Source organism: Vibrio sp. 99-70-13A1 (assembly GCF_013114625.1).
Classification (GTDB): Bacteria; Pseudomonadota; Gammaproteobacteria; order Enterobacterales; family Vibrionaceae; genus Vibrio.
In genome coordinates this window covers 1-17,131 of record NZ_VTXD01000013.1, presented here as the reverse complement: position 1 = coordinate 17,131, position 17,131 = coordinate 1, and the positions used below count along the sequence as shown (strand labels likewise).

14 protein-coding genes are annotated in these 17,131 nt (G+C 41.8%); 8 read left to right on the top strand and 6 right to left on the bottom strand.

Annotated elements, in window-relative coordinates; all coding sequences use genetic code 11:
• The first annotated feature begins 210 nt into the window (after positions 1 to 210).
• The 5 genes from F0226_RS10195 to F0226_RS10175 all read left to right on the top strand — a co-directional run bounded on the left by F0226_RS10195 (position 211) and on the right by F0226_RS10175 (position 6,269).
• A complete protein-coding gene (locus tag F0226_RS10195) occupies positions 211 to 1,032 on the top strand; it encodes a phosphate ABC transporter substrate-binding protein (RefSeq protein ID WP_171735530.1) in 822 nt (273 codons plus the stop codon).
• Positions 1,033 to 1,138: 106 nt separating this feature from the next.
• Positions 1,139 to 2,068, top strand: a complete 930-nt coding sequence (gene pstC / locus F0226_RS10190) for a phosphate ABC transporter permease subunit PstC (RefSeq protein ID WP_171735529.1) — start codon at positions 1,139 to 1,141, stop codon at positions 2,066 to 2,068.
• A gap of 16 nt (positions 2,069 to 2,084) precedes the next feature.
• Positions 2,085 to 2,966, top strand: a complete 882-nt coding sequence (pstA, locus tag F0226_RS10185) for a phosphate ABC transporter permease PstA (RefSeq protein ID WP_171735528.1) — start codon at positions 2,085 to 2,087, stop codon at positions 2,964 to 2,966.
• A gap of 66 nt (positions 2,967 to 3,032) precedes the next feature.
• Positions 3,033 to 3,782 carry a phosphate ABC transporter ATP-binding protein PstB gene (pstB, locus tag F0226_RS10180; RefSeq protein WP_137371954.1) on the top strand — a complete coding sequence of 250 codons (750 nt, stop codon included), beginning with the start codon at positions 3,033 to 3,035 and terminating at the stop codon, positions 3,780 to 3,782.
• A gap of 366 nt (positions 3,783 to 4,148) precedes the next feature.
• On the top strand, positions 4,149 to 6,269 hold the full coding sequence (locus tag F0226_RS10175; protein WP_171735527.1) for a GGDEF domain-containing protein: 2,121 nt from the start codon (positions 4,149 to 4,151) through the stop codon (positions 6,267 to 6,269).
• A gap of 203 nt (positions 6,270 to 6,472) precedes the next feature.
• Here F0226_RS10175 and F0226_RS10170 read toward each other — a convergent pair whose 3' ends face one another.
• From F0226_RS10170 to F0226_RS10145, 6 genes are read right to left on the bottom strand one after another with little or no spacing between them, the layout of a single operon-like run.
• Positions 6,473 to 8,197 (bottom strand): BatD family protein, encoded by a 1,725-nt coding sequence (locus F0226_RS10170; RefSeq protein ID WP_171735526.1) that lies wholly within the window; start codon positions 8,195 to 8,197, stop codon positions 6,473 to 6,475.
• Between the two features lie 2 nt (positions 8,198 to 8,199).
• On the bottom strand, positions 8,200 to 10,029 hold the full coding sequence (locus F0226_RS10165) for a VWA domain-containing protein (RefSeq protein WP_171735525.1): 1,830 nt from the start codon (positions 10,027 to 10,029) through the stop codon (positions 8,200 to 8,202).
• On the bottom strand, positions 10,022 to 11,047 hold the full coding sequence (locus F0226_RS10160) for a VWA domain-containing protein (RefSeq protein WP_171735524.1): 1,026 nt from the start codon (positions 11,045 to 11,047) through the stop codon (positions 10,022 to 10,024). Before F0226_RS10160 ends, F0226_RS10165 begins: the two co-directional genes overlap by 8 nt.
• A 42-nt stretch (positions 11,048 to 11,089) precedes the next feature.
• Positions 11,090 to 11,566 carry a DUF4381 domain-containing protein gene (locus F0226_RS10155; RefSeq protein WP_171735523.1) on the bottom strand — a complete coding sequence of 159 codons (477 nt, stop codon included), beginning with the start codon at positions 11,564 to 11,566 and terminating at the stop codon, positions 11,090 to 11,092.
• Positions 11,563 to 12,588, bottom strand: coding sequence for a DUF58 domain-containing protein (locus F0226_RS10150; RefSeq protein WP_171735522.1), 1,026 nt, complete (start codon positions 12,586 to 12,588; stop codon positions 11,563 to 11,565). The genes F0226_RS10155 and F0226_RS10150 overlap by 4 nt, the downstream gene beginning before the upstream one ends.
• Positions 12,589 to 12,618: 30 nt before the next feature.
• Positions 12,619 to 13,575, bottom strand: coding sequence for a MoxR family ATPase (locus tag F0226_RS10145; protein WP_171735521.1), 957 nt, complete (start codon positions 13,573 to 13,575; stop codon positions 12,619 to 12,621).
• A gap of 336 nt (positions 13,576 to 13,911) precedes the next feature.
• Here F0226_RS10145 and F0226_RS10140 point away from each other — a divergent pair, with 336 nt between their 5' ends.
• The 3 genes from F0226_RS10140 to F0226_RS10130 all read left to right on the top strand — a co-directional run bounded on the left by F0226_RS10140 (position 13,912) and on the right by F0226_RS10130 (position 17,013).
• Positions 13,912 to 15,828 carry a methyl-accepting chemotaxis protein gene (locus F0226_RS10140; RefSeq protein WP_171735520.1) on the top strand — a complete coding sequence of 639 codons (1,917 nt, stop codon included), beginning with the start codon at positions 13,912 to 13,914 and terminating at the stop codon, positions 15,826 to 15,828.
• 76 nt (positions 15,829 to 15,904) lie between these two features.
• A complete protein-coding gene (locus F0226_RS10135) occupies positions 15,905 to 16,105 on the top strand; it encodes a restriction endonuclease subunit S (RefSeq protein WP_171735519.1) in 201 nt (66 codons plus the stop codon).
• A gap of 233 nt (positions 16,106 to 16,338) precedes the next feature.
• Positions 16,339 to 17,013 carry a LuxR C-terminal-related transcriptional regulator gene (locus F0226_RS10130; protein ID WP_171735518.1) on the top strand — a complete coding sequence of 225 codons (675 nt, stop codon included), beginning with the start codon at positions 16,339 to 16,341 and terminating at the stop codon, positions 17,011 to 17,013.
• The last annotated feature ends 118 nt before the right edge of the window (positions 17,014 to 17,131 follow it).

Here is a 17,131-nt window from a genome sequence, read left to right as displayed (position 1 = left end):
AAAGGGGGTTTGGAGTAATAAGAAGAGAACCGTTATAGCTATATATGGGAAATAGAGGAGGTGATTAAAGGGAAATCGATAATTTCGGTTTTATTACGCTTTGTCATATAGGCTTCAATTAAGTGAAACACAACTGTCACATTCAGATTTTAAAGTAAGCCTCGTTCAAGCAAAACATAACGGCAATAACGCCACTAAAGGAAATTTGTGATGAAAAAGACAGTTATCGGTGCAATCGCACTACTAGGCGCTCTAACAGTGAATACAGCTTCAGCTAAAGAAACTATCTCTGTAGTTGGCTCTAACAGTGCTTCTCCACTGGTTGAAGTTTTTGCAGAAACTTACATGAATAAAGGTGAACCAGTATTCATCGAGATTCAAGCTCCAGGTTCTTCTGCAGGCATCAAAGCAGCAAAAAATGGAAGTGCTGACCTTGGTATCTCTTCTCGTGACCTAAAAGAAGAAGAGAGAACATCTGACCTAAAAGAGCTGGTTATCGCTCGTGACGGTATTGCAGTTGTTGTTAACCCAAATAACGAAGTTTCTGCTCTAACTGCTGAGCAAATCACTTCTATCTACAAAGGCGACATCACTAACTGGAAAGACGTTGGTGGTGCTGACAAGCCAATCGTTGCAATCACACGTGATACAGCTTCTGGTACTCGTGGTGCATTCGAAGACATCATGAAACTTAAGAAAAAGATTGGCGATAAGAAAGTATCTGCAATCTCTCAACGTGCACAAGTTGCTAACGGTAACGGCGCACTAAAAGTATCGGTAGCAAGCAACCCATACGCTATCGGCTTCATTTCTCTTGGTACTGTAGATAACACAGTTCAAGCTCTAACTATCGATGGTGCTGCTGCAAACGTAGAAAACGTTAAGAACGGTTCTTACAAAGTTGCTCGTCCATTCCTAGTTCTTTACAAAGCTGGTGCTCCTTCTAAAGAAACTCAACAGTTCCTAGACTGGATGGTTGCTGATGAAGCACAGGCTATCGCAGGTAAGAAAGGCTACATCACAGTAAACTAATCATTTACTTAGCTTAAAGCATTTAAATATTGCTCAGCCTACATTTGGGCTGAGCCTTTTCTTTCAACTTTGCCTGAATTACAGAGCAAAGTATGAGATTTAGTATATGACCATCGCAAATAGTGAAAAGCTTATGAATACTGAAGCAACTCAAGTCAATAAGCCAAGTCTACGCACCAAAAAGCGTATTGATTGGAAAGAGCGTATCTTTCACGGCTTATTCTTAACGAGTGCTGTAATCGGCATCGTATCACTGGCAGTAATCGCTTATTTTATCGTTGCAGAGAGTATCCCTGCATTCCAAGAGGCTGGTGTCTCTGGCATTGTTTTAGGAACAGATTGGTTACCACCGGCTCTATTCGGTGTAGCAACCATGATTGTTGCTTCGATTGTTTCTACACTTGGTGCTGTTGTTGTTGGTGTTCCAGTTGGTGTACTCACGGCAATCTTTATCGCTGAAATTGCTCCTAAGCGCTTGGCTGATATCATCCGACCTGCTGTTGAATTATTAGCGGGTATTCCGTCAGTAGTTTACGGATTTTTTGGCTTAGTTATCATTGTTCCTCTTATCCAAAATGTTTTCCAGGTTCCTGCTGGTAACACTATTCTCGCGGGTATTATCGTTCTCGGTATTATGATTTTACCAACGGTTATCACGGTATCTGAAACCTCTATTCGTGCAGTGCCTCATGCTTATAAAGAAGGTTCACTGGCGTTAGGTGCATCTAAAATCTTTACGATTTTTAAACTGTTAGTACCAGCAGCACGTTCAGGCATTATGACCGGTGTGATTCTTGGTATTGGCCGCGCTCTTGGTGAAACCATGGCAATCATTATGGTTATGGGTAATGCCCCTGCCATGCCGGAAGGAATATTAGACTCAGCTCGTACATTAACGGCGAACATTGCTATTGAAATGTCATACGCAAGTGGCGTTCACGCGAACGCATTGTACGCAACTGGTGTTGTACTTCTTGTATTCATCATGATGTTAAATGGTGCTCTGCTTTATCTAAACCGTGAAAAAGCTAAGTAAGCGGAAGGTGAATACTATGCAAATAATTAAAACTCAAGATCGCGTAAAGCTAAAACAAGCTCGCCAAAACAAAGATAATGTTTTGAAAGTCTTCATCTGGGGTGCAGCCGCTGTGACGGTTGGCTTCTTGTTTTGGATTATTTGGTACATTTTGTCGAATGGTCTACAACACGTAGATTGGAACTTTATTACTGATGACTACACTCGTACTGGTACGGAGCAAGGCATTTTCCCGATGATTATATCCACCATTTATATGGTGATAGCATCGATATCCGTCGCAGCACCGCTCGGTATTATGACGGCGATTTATCTAACGGAATACGCCAAGGTGGGTAGCCGATTAGTAAAAGTTATCCGTTTCTGTACTGAATCTTTAGCCGGTATTCCATCGATTATCTTTGGTCTATTTGGTATGACATTCTTTGTTTCTATCTTAGGTTTAGGCTTCTCGATTCTTTCGGGTGCATTAACACTGAGTATTTTGATTCTTCCCGTTATTATTCGTACAACTGAAGAAGCATTGATGGCAGTGCCACAAACTTACCGCGAAGGCTCATATGGTCTTGGCGCTCCTAAAATCTACACTATCTGGCGTTTAATCTTACCAAGTGCAATGCCAGGTATCTTAACTTCGGTCATTCTTAGTATTGGTCGTGTAATTGGCGAATCAGCACCTGTATTTCTAACAGCAGGTATGGTGGCACGTATTCCAGAATCTGTATTGGATTCTGGTCGTACACTAACGGTTCACCTATATAAGTTGACCACTGAGCTGTTCACTATTGATGAGTGGAACCAAGCTTACGGTACAGCGACAGTCCTAATTGTGCTTGTTTTGCTGATCAACATGGTCACCAAATTAATTGCAAGCCGCTTCAACACAGCAACGTATTAAGCTCCTGTGAGCAACGTGTATAAGCATTGAATTAGAAACGAATTTAAGAATTTAGAGATTACGATTATGAACAAATTTGATATTGAAAACCTAGACCTGTTTTACGGCGACAACCAAGCACTTAAATCAATTAATTTGCCGATTCCAACTCGCCAAGTGACGGCGTTAATTGGTCCTTCAGGCTGTGGGAAATCAACACTTTTGCGCTGTCTTAACCGCATGAATGATTTGATTGAAGGTGTGAAAATTACAGGCTTATTAGAAATGGATGGCACTGACATCTATGGAAATATTGATGTCTCTGATTTACGTATTCGAGTTGGCATGGTATTCCAAAAGCCAAACCCATTCCCAATGAGCATTTATGAGAACGTGGCTTATGGTCTACGAGCTCAAGGGATTAAAGATAAAAAACACATCGACCAAGTGGTAGAAAGCTCTCTTCGTGGTGCTGCGCTTTGGGATGAAGTGAAAGACCGTCTTAAGTCGCATGCCTTTGGTTTGTCTGGTGGTCAGCAGCAGCGTTTGTGTATTGCTCGTACCATTGCAATGGAACCAGATGTTATTTTAATGGATGAACCGACATCAGCACTTGACCCGATTGCGACTCATAAAATTGAAGAGTTGATGGAAGATCTTAAGAAGAACTACACCATCGTGATCGTGACTCACTCAATGCAGCAAGCTCGACGTATTTCAGACCGTACGGCTTTCTTCTTGATGGGTGAATTGGTTGAACACAACGATACTCAAGTTATTTTCAGTAACCCTAAAGACGACCGTACACAGGGTTACGTAAACGGTGATTTTGGTTAATTTTAACCATAGATTACGCCGCGCTTTATTTACTAGCATATCACTATAATTATAAGCGATGGAAAGTTTGCCCCACTATTTGTAGTGGGGCTTTTTTGCTTTATCGGTTCCATTTTTCGTTATTATTTTTCTTGGTGCTTTTTGTATAAACACTGCGTAAATAATCGTTACTTCCACCCTGATAGGTTCACAGTTTCATTAGTAAGAAAATGGAAAAGAAATCCCATTTTTGTAGTGTTTGTCCAGCTTGTGACAATGCAAAGAAAGGAATTGCGAGTAAGTTAACATCTGCTTTTTAGTTATATTGATTGCATATTAACCCATAGGTATTTTTGCATTACTTGAATAGCCAGATGGATAGAACTTGTGCCAGTAAAAGCCTTTACCAAACAAATGTCAGCCATACGAGATCATCGCTTACTCGCTGAATACCTTTTTGGTTATCTTGCCCAAATTCTATGCCCCAAAGGGGTAGGTATTTTTACCAATCCTTCTATTTCAACGAATCAATCGCCTCTTTTTTCTTCTGGAAAAGTCAGCTCTCTTGATGTTTATCCTAATACGTTTTGGCCTTGGGTTTCACAGTTTGATACAGCAGACGGTGTACTGCCTATGGCGATCAATACTTGCCAGTGGGAACATGTAGAGAAGCTCGGTGGCGAATCATTTATTATGATGTTGGATAATGCCCCCGCATCTAAAACCTTCCTTGTGATACAAAGTTGTGATCCTGGAAAAATCAGCCAAGCCTTTGAAAATCATCTTGATGTACTTCAACTTGCTGCGGCACGTTGGCAGTGTATTCGGGCAGAAAAAAATGCGGCCATAGAAATAAAAAATCGCGATACGCGGGAAGCTCTGTATTTAGATGAAATCAAACTTCGAGAGTTGTTTGTTGAAAATATGAAGCTAGTGCATGAAGTGGCACTCGAATTATCCAACCCTGAATCATTGGATGCTTTATATAAAGCAGCAGTAGAAGCAGTAAGGGATCGCTTAGGCTTTGACCGAGCGGTTTTCATGCTGCTAGATATGAAAAAGCGTTGTTTTAGCGGCACTTATGGCACTGATGAAGACGGCAAAACCAATAGTGAGCACCATACTCAATACGATCTTCATCAACTTGAAGAAGAATATATCGAAGCGTTATCTGATGGTAAAAGAAACTTAGTCGTTATTGAAGAAGCCCCTCTTTATACGGCAGGGAAAGTGGTGGGACAGGGGTGGAATGGCATGCTCATTCTACGAGAGGGCGACAAAGCCATTGGTTGGATCGCAATGGATAACTATATTCAACGCAGCCCAATAACGGGTTATCAAAAGCAAATGTTGACGTCGTTTGGCTCCCTTCTTTCTCAAATTTATATCCGAAAACGGCAAGAACAAAATATTCGAATGCTGCACTCAAGCATGGTGGAGTTGTCTCGTTGTGACAGCTTGAGCGATGTTTGTAAATCAGCGGTTAGTTTTGCTATCCAGCATCTTGGCATCGATAGGATGGCTGTTTTTTTAACGGATAAAAACTGTACCTACATGCAAGGAACCTGGGGCACCAACATTCAAGGAAACATTGTTGATGAATCCTATTATCGTTCTGAAACAACGAATAGAGAGATAGTGACGGCAGCACGCTCAACGCCTAACCAAGTGGCGTTTGAAGAGTCGGTCCCTATTTACCATGACTGCAATATTGTTGGGTTTGGTTGGACATCCATGACTATGCTCACCAATAATACACAAGAACCGATTGCTTTTATTGCTGCGGATAACTTGCTGACACGAAGCCCGTTGACTTCTCAATTGAGGGAAGTTATACGCATATTTGCTTCAAGCTTGGCTGAAGTCCTACAAAGAACTCAAGCACAAGAAGAGCTGAAAATGCTTAATGAAACACTAGAACAAGAAGTGAAGAAGCGCACTTTGCAGCTTGAAATGGCGAATGAACAGCTTGATGTAATTTCAAAAATGGACCCACTTACTCGCCTTGGTAACAGGCGAAAATTGACTCAAGTCCTTGATGAGTTGAGCGATACCCATCAATCATCTTTGATTACTTTCGGTCTTATTCTTGTCGATTTAGACCACTTTGGTTTGTATAACAATGTGTATGGTCATACAGAAGGGGATGCCGCGCTTAAAACGGTGGGTGATATTCTTAGAAAGCATACTTATCATGAAGGTGAAACTTTTTGCAGAGTCGGTGGCGAAGAGTTTATGTTGTTATTGGTCGGGACGAGTCACAAAGAGACAAAACAGCGAGCTGAGGGCATTCGTCAATGTATTGAAAATGCCAAAATTTCTCACCAAGACAGCAGTACCAGCCAAGTCCTTACAGCTTCAGTAGGCTATGCATCGGTTAAAGCTCAGTATAATAATTTAGACTTTGATGGCTTGTATAGAAATGCAGATAAAGCTTTGTATCAGGCTAAAGACTTAGGCAGAAACCAAAGTGTATCAGCCGTTGCATTGAAAGTTGCTGTTGAGTAGAAGCCTACTCAGGTTATCGTTCACTTATAGTAAGTCTGTAAAAATTTAAATAAAAAAGCCTAACGAGAATTCTGTTGATTCATCGCTAGGCTTTTTGGTCTTTTGCTACAGCATCTGTTTTACTGCTAAGTAGCGACCTTACAGCAAAGTACTTACCTTACTGAAAATACCAGCCTTACTGTTAAGTATCGGTGAATAGACAATTATAATTGTTTCAGAACCGACTCCTCAGTAGTGGTTTTTGAGGCTTTCTGTTTTCTAATCAATTTTATTACAGTGGCTGGTGTCCATGTTGGATTAGAGACTGCATTTTTGCCGTAAAGCTCATTTGTGAATGATTTAATTTCGTTTTTAATGGCATTCAAGTCACTTGGGCTAACGTTCCTGTGCTCATCTCTCCACACTTCAAATATAGCTTCAACTTGTAAACCATCTCTCTTTTCTAAAGCGAAAATAAGATCTTGCTGTGTGTTATCCGGCTTGCCAGTCTTCTGGGTATTAGAGTGTGGCGGGTTGCTAGATTGCTTCTTCCAGAAGTGGAAAGCTAAGGCACTGCTTCCAAGCCAAAGTATCGCGAACATCAAAGTGATATATGGCCATATCCCTGCGTCGGTTACTGTTACCGTTTCGGTTGTAACTGGTTGGATTGATTTCTTAGGCTCTATTGCAGCAGTCTCGGATGCATTAGCGATTGCCGTAAAGGTTAAACCCCCAAGTGAGCTTGTTTCTTGCGTTTTGTTTGTGGTATTAAACCAAGTTTGTGTCACCGCTGGTAAAGTGAAAGAGCCAGATTGTTTAGGTATAAGCACTTGTTGGAAAACGACAATAGCATCACCAGATTCGGTTTGACCAAACTTTGGTTTTTCCTCGTACACACGAACAGTTTCAGGGTTCGTTAGTGCAAGATTCGGTAATTGATGTTGTGCAATCCCTTTTGCTGACATGGTGATAGTTCGAGTTAAGGAATCGCCCACACTCAATTCAATATGGCTGCCTTCCGCGATTTTTGCTCCGGTACTGTCTTCCCAAGTTTGGTTGAGTGTGAGCTGCTGTGTTGGGAGCCAGCTTCCCTGGTAATCGCTTGGTATAGGCAGAACGTTCACCGCAAATGTTTTAACTGGTGTATCCAGTTGGAATAGTCGAGTTTTACTCGAACGATTATCTGAATAGACCACTGAGCCTGTTAGCTTAGGTCCAATTAACATGTAATCACCCGGTATCGATGAAGACAAAGAGAATGATTGCTGAACTACCGTGACTTCAACACCGTTACGCACATCTTGGTACTGTTTTGAGTCTCCAATCGGGGTTATGTCTAGTCCCTTTGCGTTAATAACGTTATTTGAATCATAAGATCTATTTGAATCATCAGAGCTATTTGAAAGTATAGAACTAGGCGGCGCAATTTGAGGGTTTTGTAGCCTTCGAGGATCAGCCTTGATCACCAAAGTTACATCAAGCTGCCCATTCTCGCCTGGATAAAGCTGTGTTGTATTCAGTTCCAGCTCAAACTCAGCCATATCATTCTGGGTTGGTGCCAACTTATTGATGGACACTTTGATCGGAATAGGGCGTGTCTTAGCGCCTTCAATAGTGAAACTTGGAATGGTTAATGAACCTGCTCTCAGTGGCGCTAGAGTGACAGTCCATTCGCTTTGCACCGTTCGAGTTCCGTTAATGATGTTCATTGATGAACCGAAACTAGGTCGACCAATATAGAAATCATTGGCTAATGCATCGAGTGTTAAAGCATCTGAAGAGACCTTTTCATTCACAGAAACCCTGAGCACAAAAACTTCATCTTTGGTCACTTTATTCTGAGTCACGCTTGCAGAAGCGGTAGTGGCTGCATGTGCGGAGTTCATCGATAAACCTAGGCTTAAAAAACCGATGAAAAAGGTTAAAAATAGGTGTTTAGAAATTGGCATGATCACCACTTTTTATCTTGGTTAGTAGGCGCGTTTTTTTGTTGCGCTTGTAGAATCATTTGAGCTCTCAGCAGTTGGCTTGGATCCCTGGCACTTTCAACTTGTTCAAGCTTTCTAATGTCGGTGTCGACAGCCTTTGAATCACCAGTTTGATCCGGTTGAGCCGGTTGAGATGTCTCAGATTCGGGTTCCCCTTTGTGAGCTTGAGCTGAGCGACCCTCTTTACCCTCAGTGGATTCATCTTGGTTTTCTTGGCTTGAGCTTTCTTCAGCATTTTTCTTTTTAGAGTCATCACCTTGTTGGTTTTGGCTGTTATTCTCTTGTTGCTGTGAGTCAGGTTGAGGTTTTGGGTTTTGCTGAGAATTTGCCTGCTGATCTTCAGAGTCTTGCTGATTGCCTTGTTCTGAGCCTTCTTCATTACTTTTGGAGGAAGAATCGGTAGATTGCTGATTCTCTGATTGATTTTGAGAATCACCGTCTTGAGGCTCGCCTTGCTGTTGCTGTTGCTGTTGCTTGACGATGTCCAAGTTATTCTGCGCATAACGATGGTTTGGATTGCTGGCAAGTACACTTTCATAGCCTTTTATCGCTTCTTCAAGATTCCCTTGTTGTGCATACGCGTTAGCGAGGTTATAGCGAGCATCTTCACCCTGGAGATCTGATAAGGATTCAATTGCACCTTCATAGTTACCGGCTTGATATTGAGCAGCGCCTTTCCATTCCTTAGAGGAAAAGTCGGAAGCTGCAGCTTCAAAATCACCTTGTTGGAAAGATTGGTAAGCCACCTGATCATCAGTTTTCCAAGGGTTTGCGTGTGCTGGCATTGGTTTCAATAAAGGTGCTACCCCAATCACCAAGATCCAAATCGCACCTTGTCTGAATAAAGTGAGTACTGGCAACAGAATAAACGGCAGAAGCCAAAAGCCATTATTGACTCTTGTACTGAGGGCTTGTGTCCCTTGTTTTACGTCGGTCAGTTGGGTGCTGGCTGTGGTGTTTAAGGCAAGGTATTCCACGTCAGAACTGTCATGCTGCACAGGTGCGAACGTCCCATTGGTTAATCGAGTGAGAGCCTGCATATTTTCGATGTTGGTTCTAGCGATGACTGTAGAACCAAAATTGTTTCGTAGCATTGATCCGTCCGCTAAGCTGATAGGGGCGCCATCTTGTGTACCAACGGCAAGAATGGATAATCGCCACGCAGTGCCTTTTAGTTGTGACTCAATCTGCTTTCGTTCTTGGTCATCAATATCATCACTAATGAGAACAATATCGCCTTGGTAGATTTTGGCGTTGTGCATCATTTCCACTGATAAAGCCACGGCTGAAGCTGCATTACCACCTTGAAATGGCATGATATCTGGCGACAGGTTAGGGATAAGGTTAACAATGGTATTCACATCGGAAGTGAGAGGGCTAATGGTATACGCATCACCAGCATAAGCGACTAAGCCTGTTAAACCTTCAGACCATTTCGGCAACAGGTCGAGTGCTTTATAGCGGGCTTGTGTGAGTCGGTTTGGTTTTATGTCTGTGGCATACATCGACATCGACATATCCATCACGAGCACTCTAGCCGGAGTTTTTTCAAAACTTGGGCGTTCCACTTTTTGAAAACTTGGTCCAGCTAATGCAATAACCGAAATAGCCCACCACAGCGCAAAATACTTACGTTTGTTTCGTGAAGGTTTGCTATTGCTAGGCGATAAATATTGAGCAATATGCGGTGCAATCAATGGTCGCTCTTGAGTGCGATGACTAAAGATAAAGACCAATGGAATCACAGCTAAAGCGATTAACCATAAGGGGTAGAGAAATTCAAAATTAGACATTTTCTCTCCTTAGCGCAATAAGTAAGCATGAAAGTAATAGGGCGAGCGCTAGCGGGAAACCAAACCATTCTTGCTGAGGTCTCCATGTCTTAGTCGCACTTGATACTGGTTCTAAGCTATTAATCATGTCATAAATGGTGGCGAGCTCTTTGCTGTCTCGAGCTCTAAAATATTGCCCACCTGTTCTGTCTGCAATATCGATAAGCGTTGCTTCATCCAAGTCTTGAGCGGTATTGACTTTACGAGTCATAAAGAACTCTTTCACCACCATTTCACCAGCGCCAACACCAACGGTATAGATTGTTGAGTTGAATTTCTTGGCAATATCTGCAGCTTCAATTGGGTCAAGTACCCCAGCAGTATTGCTACCGTCACTCAGCAAAATCATTACTCGTTGAGGAGCGTCACTATCAATGAAGGTTTTAGTCGCAAGCCCAATTCCGTCACCGATGGCAGTATTGTTACCAATAAGTCGTAAAACGGCTTGGTTAAGTTGCTGCGTTAACGTGTTTCTGTCTAGGGTTAATGGTGTTTGCAAGTAAGCATGATCAGCAAACAAAACTAACCCAACGCGATCGCCTTTACGTTTATCAATAAAGTCTGTGAGGACCTGTTTTACCGCAGATAGTCGGTCAATGTATTCACCATTCAATTGCATGTCTTCTTTGCTCATTGAATAGGAAAGGTCCACCACAAGCATCAAGTCTCGGTGTTTTGGTTGAACCTCTACAGGGTCTCCATACCAGACAGGACGAGCGACAGCGATAAGAATCAACAACCAAATACACACAGAAAGAAGTTGAGGCCACAAAGATTTGGGTACCTTAGTTCCTGTTTGTTCAGGGAGGTAGGGTAACCTCACCGCAGCGGTGGGTTGCGCTTTAGGTGCAAACTTATAGATCAGCCATGGCAGTGGGGCAAGCAATAATACCCACCACCATACAAACTCCAGATTTGATAAGCTATTGATCCACAAGTTATTACTCCATAAACCACTGCTCCATGAATCATTGTTCATAATTTATTGCTCCAAAAGCGGCTTACGTAAAAGAATGAAAAGCTAGCCACGGCGTCCTCTCTTTGGTGGTAATGCTTTTTGAATCCACAATTGGCAATCTTGAACAAGCTGTTCATCGGAATCGTTTTGTTTGTTCTGGTAGAGAGCTTGCTGCCATAGGGCTTGTTTCGGAGCAAATAACGGTTGATTTAATTGTTCATCAAGAAAGGCATACCATTCATTACCAGATAACGGTGCAATAGTTTCTCTTGGGTAATAGCTAAGTGCAGCCTGCCTTAACAACTCTAAAGCTGACGATGGTGTGAGCGGTTGGTTAGTCAACGAAAATAGCCTTAATGCTGCGCGTTTTGAGGCTTGCTTTTTCTTGTTACGACGGATGATAAAGAGCGTGATTATGATGCTGATAATAATCGAGGCAGCTAAGCTCCACCATCCCCATTGTAGCGGCCACCAATGTGGGGCTTCAGGTAAAAGGAGTGGGCTAAGATCTAAAGTGGGGGTTTGAGTTGCTTCTGTCATGAATAAGTTCCAGATAATTGCTCAAGAAGAGGGCGAGCGCATGACAATGAACTGTATGGGATCGCAAGCGATAAACTTAACGCTTTCAGTTCATGTTGCTTTTGTTTAAAGGCGTGGTTCAGTTCCTGTTTTTCTTTATTCGAAGAAAAGTTTAGCCACTGAGTTCGTATCCCATTGGTTATTTGCTGGTAACCTTTATAGGGCGTATCACCAAGCTCAAGAGGATCATAAAAATGCACAAATCGAATTCGGTTATGAGTTCGTATTTGGCTTAATAGTGAGCGGTTACTTTCTTCATAGCGAATGAAATCGCTAAGGAAAATAATGTCACTGCCTTTTGGGCAGAGTTGATGGAGCGACTTCAATGCCACATCAAAAGAGTGCGGTGCTTGACGGGTAAGTTTGTCCGAATCCGCTCTCGAAGAATCAGCAGTCGCAGAGTCCGCTAATGTCGCATTATTAATCTCAATGATTTTTTGTAAAATTCTTAACGGAGCTTGGTGGCTCGCACTGGGTTTTATCTCAATCAGTTTGAAGCCAGTATCAATGACAGCGCCAATACGGTCTTTTTGTGCGACCGTCACCCAGCAAATTTGGCTAACAAAATGCGCCAGCTGGACGGACTTTAATAGTAAGGTTGAGCCAAAAAACATGCTGCTGCTCAGGTCAATATAAAGAACCGTGGGCTGCTCTCTTTCTTCTGAAAAAAGCTTAGTATGTGGCTTGCCTGTTCTTGCTGTGACTCGCCAATCAATGCTGCGAATATCATCGCCAGGTTGATATTGTCGAACTTCAGCGAAGTCCATGCCTCTTCCTCGTTTCGCACTTTCATGCTGACCATTAAGTTGAGACCACAGGCTTTTGGCTGGCGGTAACCAGCGTACAGATTGAGACTTATACTGGAGTAACTCATCTAAGTTCAAAGTCACGCCATTACTGCCTTTAGGTAAAGCACTAGGCTGTTTGGTTCCTAGTGACTTTTCTCGTTTGTTCAAAGATTGCTTTGGCAATGGATTTATCATGCAATTAACCTTATCAGCGACTACCGTTGCCTACGCGCTGCCCACTAAACCAATAAGGTGCGCGATAACTTGATTTGAAGTGATGCCTTCTGCTTGTGCATGATAGCTACGAAGTAAACGATGTCTTAGTACTGGAAATGCCATGGTTTGCACATCTTCGGGAGTCACAAAATCTCGACCTGCTAACCAAGCATGAGCACGTGCACAGCGATCTAATGCGATAGTGGCACGCGGGCTCACGCCCATATCAAGCCATTGGTCCAGCTGTTCACTGTATTGGCTCGGCTGACGAGTTGCCATAACCAGTCTCACAATGTATTGCTCAATGGTATCCGCCATGTGGACATTGAGTACTTCTTGTCTCGCTTGGAATATGGTCTCTTGGCTTATTTCAACGGGTTGAACCGCCGTGCTGCCTTTTGCTTCCCCTCGGTTGAGTCGAAGAATGTCTAGTTCACTTTCCATATCTGGGTAGTTTACTTCTAGGTGAAGTAAAAAACGGTCGAGCTGTGCTTCAGGTAGCGGGTATGTGCCTTCTTGCTCGATTGGGTTTTGTGTCGCCATAACTAAAAAGAGTTCTGGAAGCTTGTAGGTATTTCTTCCTGCTGTGACCTGCTTTTCTGCCATCGCTTCTAACATTGCAGCTTGTACTTTGGCTGGAGCACGGTTGATTTCATCTGCAAGAATTAACGAATTAAAAATAGGACCGGATTGAAAAGTAAACTCGCCTGTCTCTGGTCTGAAAATATCAGTACCAGTTAAATCTGCAGGTAACAGATCTGGCGTGAATTGAATGCGGTGGAAATCGCCTTCTACGCAATCGGCTAGAGATTTTACTGCGCGAGTTTTTGCGAGCCCTGGAGGTCCTTCAACAAGAATGTGACCGTCAGCCAGTAATGCGATCATCAACTGTTTTACCAGGTCTTGTTGACCTATGATTTGAGTTTCTAAATAGTCTTTTAGGGCATTGAAAGCGTTTGAATGCATGAAGTGCTCTCTTGATATTTGTATTTAAGTCTTAGATTGGTACTTGGGTTTGAAAAATTAAGAAAAGTTCCCTTAACTTTCAACATACAAGTACCCGATTTCTATTCTTGAGGTCGTTATAGAGATATGGGGATGTTTTTGATTTTCTAAATAGCGTTGGAGTGTTAAATAGATGTTTGGCTCACCAGCATTATTTGTGAAGAAAAAATAGCATTGCCATGCCTTTGGTCAATATTTTTGAGTTTTCTATATAAAAATAGAGACTAAAAATCTAAAGGGTTCTACTATGCGGCCGATAACAAAGCGTTACAATTTTCTGCCAATAGGGGCAATCTGATGTTCAAACTTAATTCCATGAGTATTAAACAAAAAGTCGTTGCGGGGATCACCTTTGCGGTGCTTGCTTCTACCGTTATTGTGGGTGTAATGGCTCAGCGCCAAGCTCGTGATGTACTGAGCCACCGTCTAATTGATATTCAATTGCCAAGTATGCTTGAGCAAATTAATGCAGAAGTTGACCGTGAAGTGTCTCAACTTCTACTTGCAGCTGAGCAAGTTGCTTCAAACGAATTTATCATCGACGCTGTTTCTTCAACAGACCGAGACCCTAGCGTTGAAGCTAAACTGGTCAAACAGCTTAATAATGTTCGTAACCAGTACCAACTGAATGATGCATCGGTTGCTAACCGACAAACATCTTATTACTGGAATCAAAATGGCTTTTTACGCCAATTAAACCAACAACAAGATGGTTGGTTCTTCGGTTTTACTCAGTCTGGTCAAAGAACCATGGTGAGCATGTTCCAAGAATCGACAGGCGAAGTGAAGATGTTTGCTAACTTCCAGCAAGTATCCGGCAGCACTATGTCTGGTCTATCAAAATCTATGGATGACATGGTAAGCCTATTGAATGGTTTTCAGATTGAATCGACAGGCTTTGTTTTCTTAACAGACAGTAAAGGTGATGTACAAATTCACCGTGAGCAAGGTAAAGCTAAGTCATCGCTTTCTCAACTTTATGGTTCTCAAGCTAGCCAGTTGTTGGATAAAAATGACTTTAATTTGATTACTACTGAGTACCAAGGCAAAGAAGTGTTTGTCGCAAGCTTGTACGTTTCATCAATGGATTGGTTTGTTATTGGTGTGGTACCGACTCAGGAAGTGTTTGCTGATTTAGATGCAACCGCTCAGAAGATGCTGATTACTACCATTGTTGTTGCGGTGATCTTTATTCTGATGGGAATTGTGTTAGCGAACAGCATTACGAACCCAATTAAACTGTTGTCTAAGCGTTTTTGTGATTTAGGCGCAGGTGATGGTGATTTATCACAACGCATTGAAGTGAAAGGCAACGATGAAATTGCTCAACTTTCGAATGGTTTTAATGGCTTTATTGAAAAGATCCATGAATCGATGAAAGAAGTGTCTTCTACAAGTCAGGCTCTTCAAATCGCGGCTGAAAGTGTATCGAATAAAGCGCATACCACTCATGACAACAGCCAAGAGCAGCGAGATCAGACTCTGCAAGTGGTGGCAGCTATAAACCAAATGGGTATGACTATCAGTGAAATTGCGTCTAACGCCGCGACTGCAGCTGAAACCGCGACTCAAGCGGCAGACAATACTGAAGTAGGTCGTAATGTTGTGAACAAAGCGAAAGATGCGATTAGCCGTTTGGCTCAAGATATTGAAAATACAGGTCAAGTGGTTGAGCAGCTCGCTTCTACTACGCAAGACATTGGTTCAATTTTGGGTGTTATCCGTGATATTTCAGACCAAACTAACCTACTTGCCTTAAACGCTGCAATTGAAGCTGCACGTGCTGGTGAGCAAGGTCGTGGCTTTGCAGTGGTAGCTGATGAAGTTCGTAACTTAGCGAGCCGAACTGCGGATTCTACTGAAGAAATTCAGAAGATGATTAACCAGTTACAAAGTGATGCAAAAGACGCTGTGACAGCGATGAATGCGGGTAAAGTCGTGACGCTTGAAGGTGTGTCTGCATCTGATGAAGCGGTGGGCGTTTTAGGTGGCATCTCAGATAGAATCACGGATATTACAGACCGAAATACTCAAGTTGCGACAGCAACGGAAGAGCAGTCAACGGTTGTACATACTATCAACCAAAATATTGAAGAAATTAACGCTATCAATGAAGTCACCACTGGTACTGCCGAGCAACTGGCTGATGCAAGCCAAGAGCTACGCTTACTGTCTGGTCGTTTAGATAAAATGGTAGGTACATTTAAGCTCTAGCATCACTTGGCTTAAATGAGTAAAATCAGCTTAGTTTCAATATTTAGTTTTAACTTTTTAGTATTAGGTAAGATTCATGAGCGATTTTGAAAAAGAACTAGAAGTGATGTCTCAAGAGATGGGTGACGAGCCTGAGGTAAAGCTCCCATCAATTGAAGAGCAAAAAGCAGTAGTTGCAGAGCTAAAGCGTTTAGAAGCAGAAGGTAAACTTACTCCTGAAGTTTTAGAACAGCACTTCGGTCAGTTCAATAAAACGAACAACTCACCTATTCATTAATTGAGTAGAGGGTGAATAAAAAAGGCGCTTTAATAGCGCCTTTTTGCTTTTTATAAAATCAAAAAGAAACACTCACTATATCTTAAAAGTGAGAATCTACTTTAAGCATATGAAACTACTAGTAAACCTCGATAATTCAGTAGGATAGGATATGGTGTAAGGTTTTTACTCTATTGACCTAGCGCTAAGGTTGACTAGATTGTGTACTGACAACGTTACGTTAAGAGGTTCACATGCATAATAACGATATAACAAGAAGCATAACTTTTGTTGCACATAACACTTTGCAATCCACCCTACTAAAAGAGTCGGTAGAGAATATTTTAGGGCTTCCTATCAATCAACTTACGTACCAACAATTGATTAATCAATATCGCTTTGAAGACCAAGTAATGACTTCATTGATCCTTATTGATTTTTCAAGTTTATCTGAAGAAGAAAAGGCCACTTACTTCGCCTTAAGGGATCAACAATTTCCTTCTGTAGATGAAGTCCTTATCAATTGTCCGCCTGAATCTGATTATGCCAGCTTTCTTAAGTGGAAAAATTTGGTTGGGGTTTTCTATAGTGACGACTCTCTAGATATGCTTGTTCGAGGGATGAAACAAGTGCTCGATGGGGAGTTTTGGTTTAGCCGTCAACTTGCACAAGAGTACATTCGTTTTTACAGAAACAGACAACCCGTTACGACCAGTGACCAATTTGCTTTATTAACAAAAAGAGAACAGCAAATTATTAAGTTGCTTGGTGAGGGGGCTTCAAATAATGACATTGCACAGCAATTATTTGTTAGTGAAAATACAGTAAAAACACATCTTCATAATGTATTCAAGAAGATTAATGTAAGTAATCGATTACAAGCTTTATTATGGGCAAAGGATAATATTGGGAACGAAGAATTTGTTTAAAAAATTAACCATTTTAAAAGGCACCTACTATTTAAGTTAGGTGCCTTTTTATTTTCAATTAACTATTGTATATTTTATTCTAATCATAAAGTTTACTACCTGTCTCTTATACACATCT

Coding starts and splice junctions, on each gene's coding strand:
- F0226_RS10195 (WP_171735530.1), top strand. CDS start 211: ATGAAAAAGACAGTTATCGGTGCAATCGCACTACTAGGCGCTCTAACA.
- pstC (WP_171735529.1), top strand. CDS start 1,139: ATGACCATCGCAAATAGTGAAAAGCTTATGAATACTGAAGCAACTCAA.
- pstA (WP_171735528.1), top strand. CDS start 2,085: ATGCAAATAATTAAAACTCAAGATCGCGTAAAGCTAAAACAAGCTCGC.
- pstB (WP_137371954.1), top strand. CDS start 3,033: ATGAACAAATTTGATATTGAAAACCTAGACCTGTTTTACGGCGACAAC.
- F0226_RS10170 (WP_171735526.1), bottom strand. CDS start 8,197: ATGCCAATTTCTAAACACCTATTTTTAACCTTTTTCATCGGTTTTTTA.
- F0226_RS10165 (WP_171735525.1), bottom strand. CDS start 10,029: ATGTCTAATTTTGAATTTCTCTACCCCTTATGGTTAATCGCTTTAGCT.
- F0226_RS10160 (WP_171735524.1), bottom strand. CDS start 11,047: ATGAACAATGATTCATGGAGCAGTGGTTTATGGAGTAATAACTTGTGG.
- F0226_RS10155 (WP_171735523.1), bottom strand. CDS start 11,566: ATGACAGAAGCAACTCAAACCCCCACTTTAGATCTTAGCCCACTCCTT.
- F0226_RS10150 (WP_171735522.1), bottom strand. CDS start 12,588: ATGATAAATCCATTGCCAAAGCAATCTTTGAACAAACGAGAAAAGTCA.
- F0226_RS10145 (WP_171735521.1), bottom strand. CDS start 13,575: ATGCATTCAAACGCTTTCAATGCCCTAAAAGACTATTTAGAAACTCAA.
- F0226_RS10140 (WP_171735520.1), top strand. CDS start 13,912: ATGTTCAAACTTAATTCCATGAGTATTAAACAAAAAGTCGTTGCGGGG.
- F0226_RS10135 (WP_171735519.1), top strand. CDS start 15,905: ATGAGCGATTTTGAAAAAGAACTAGAAGTGATGTCTCAAGAGATGGGT.
- F0226_RS10130 (WP_171735518.1), top strand. CDS start 16,339: ATGCATAATAACGATATAACAAGAAGCATAACTTTTGTTGCACATAAC.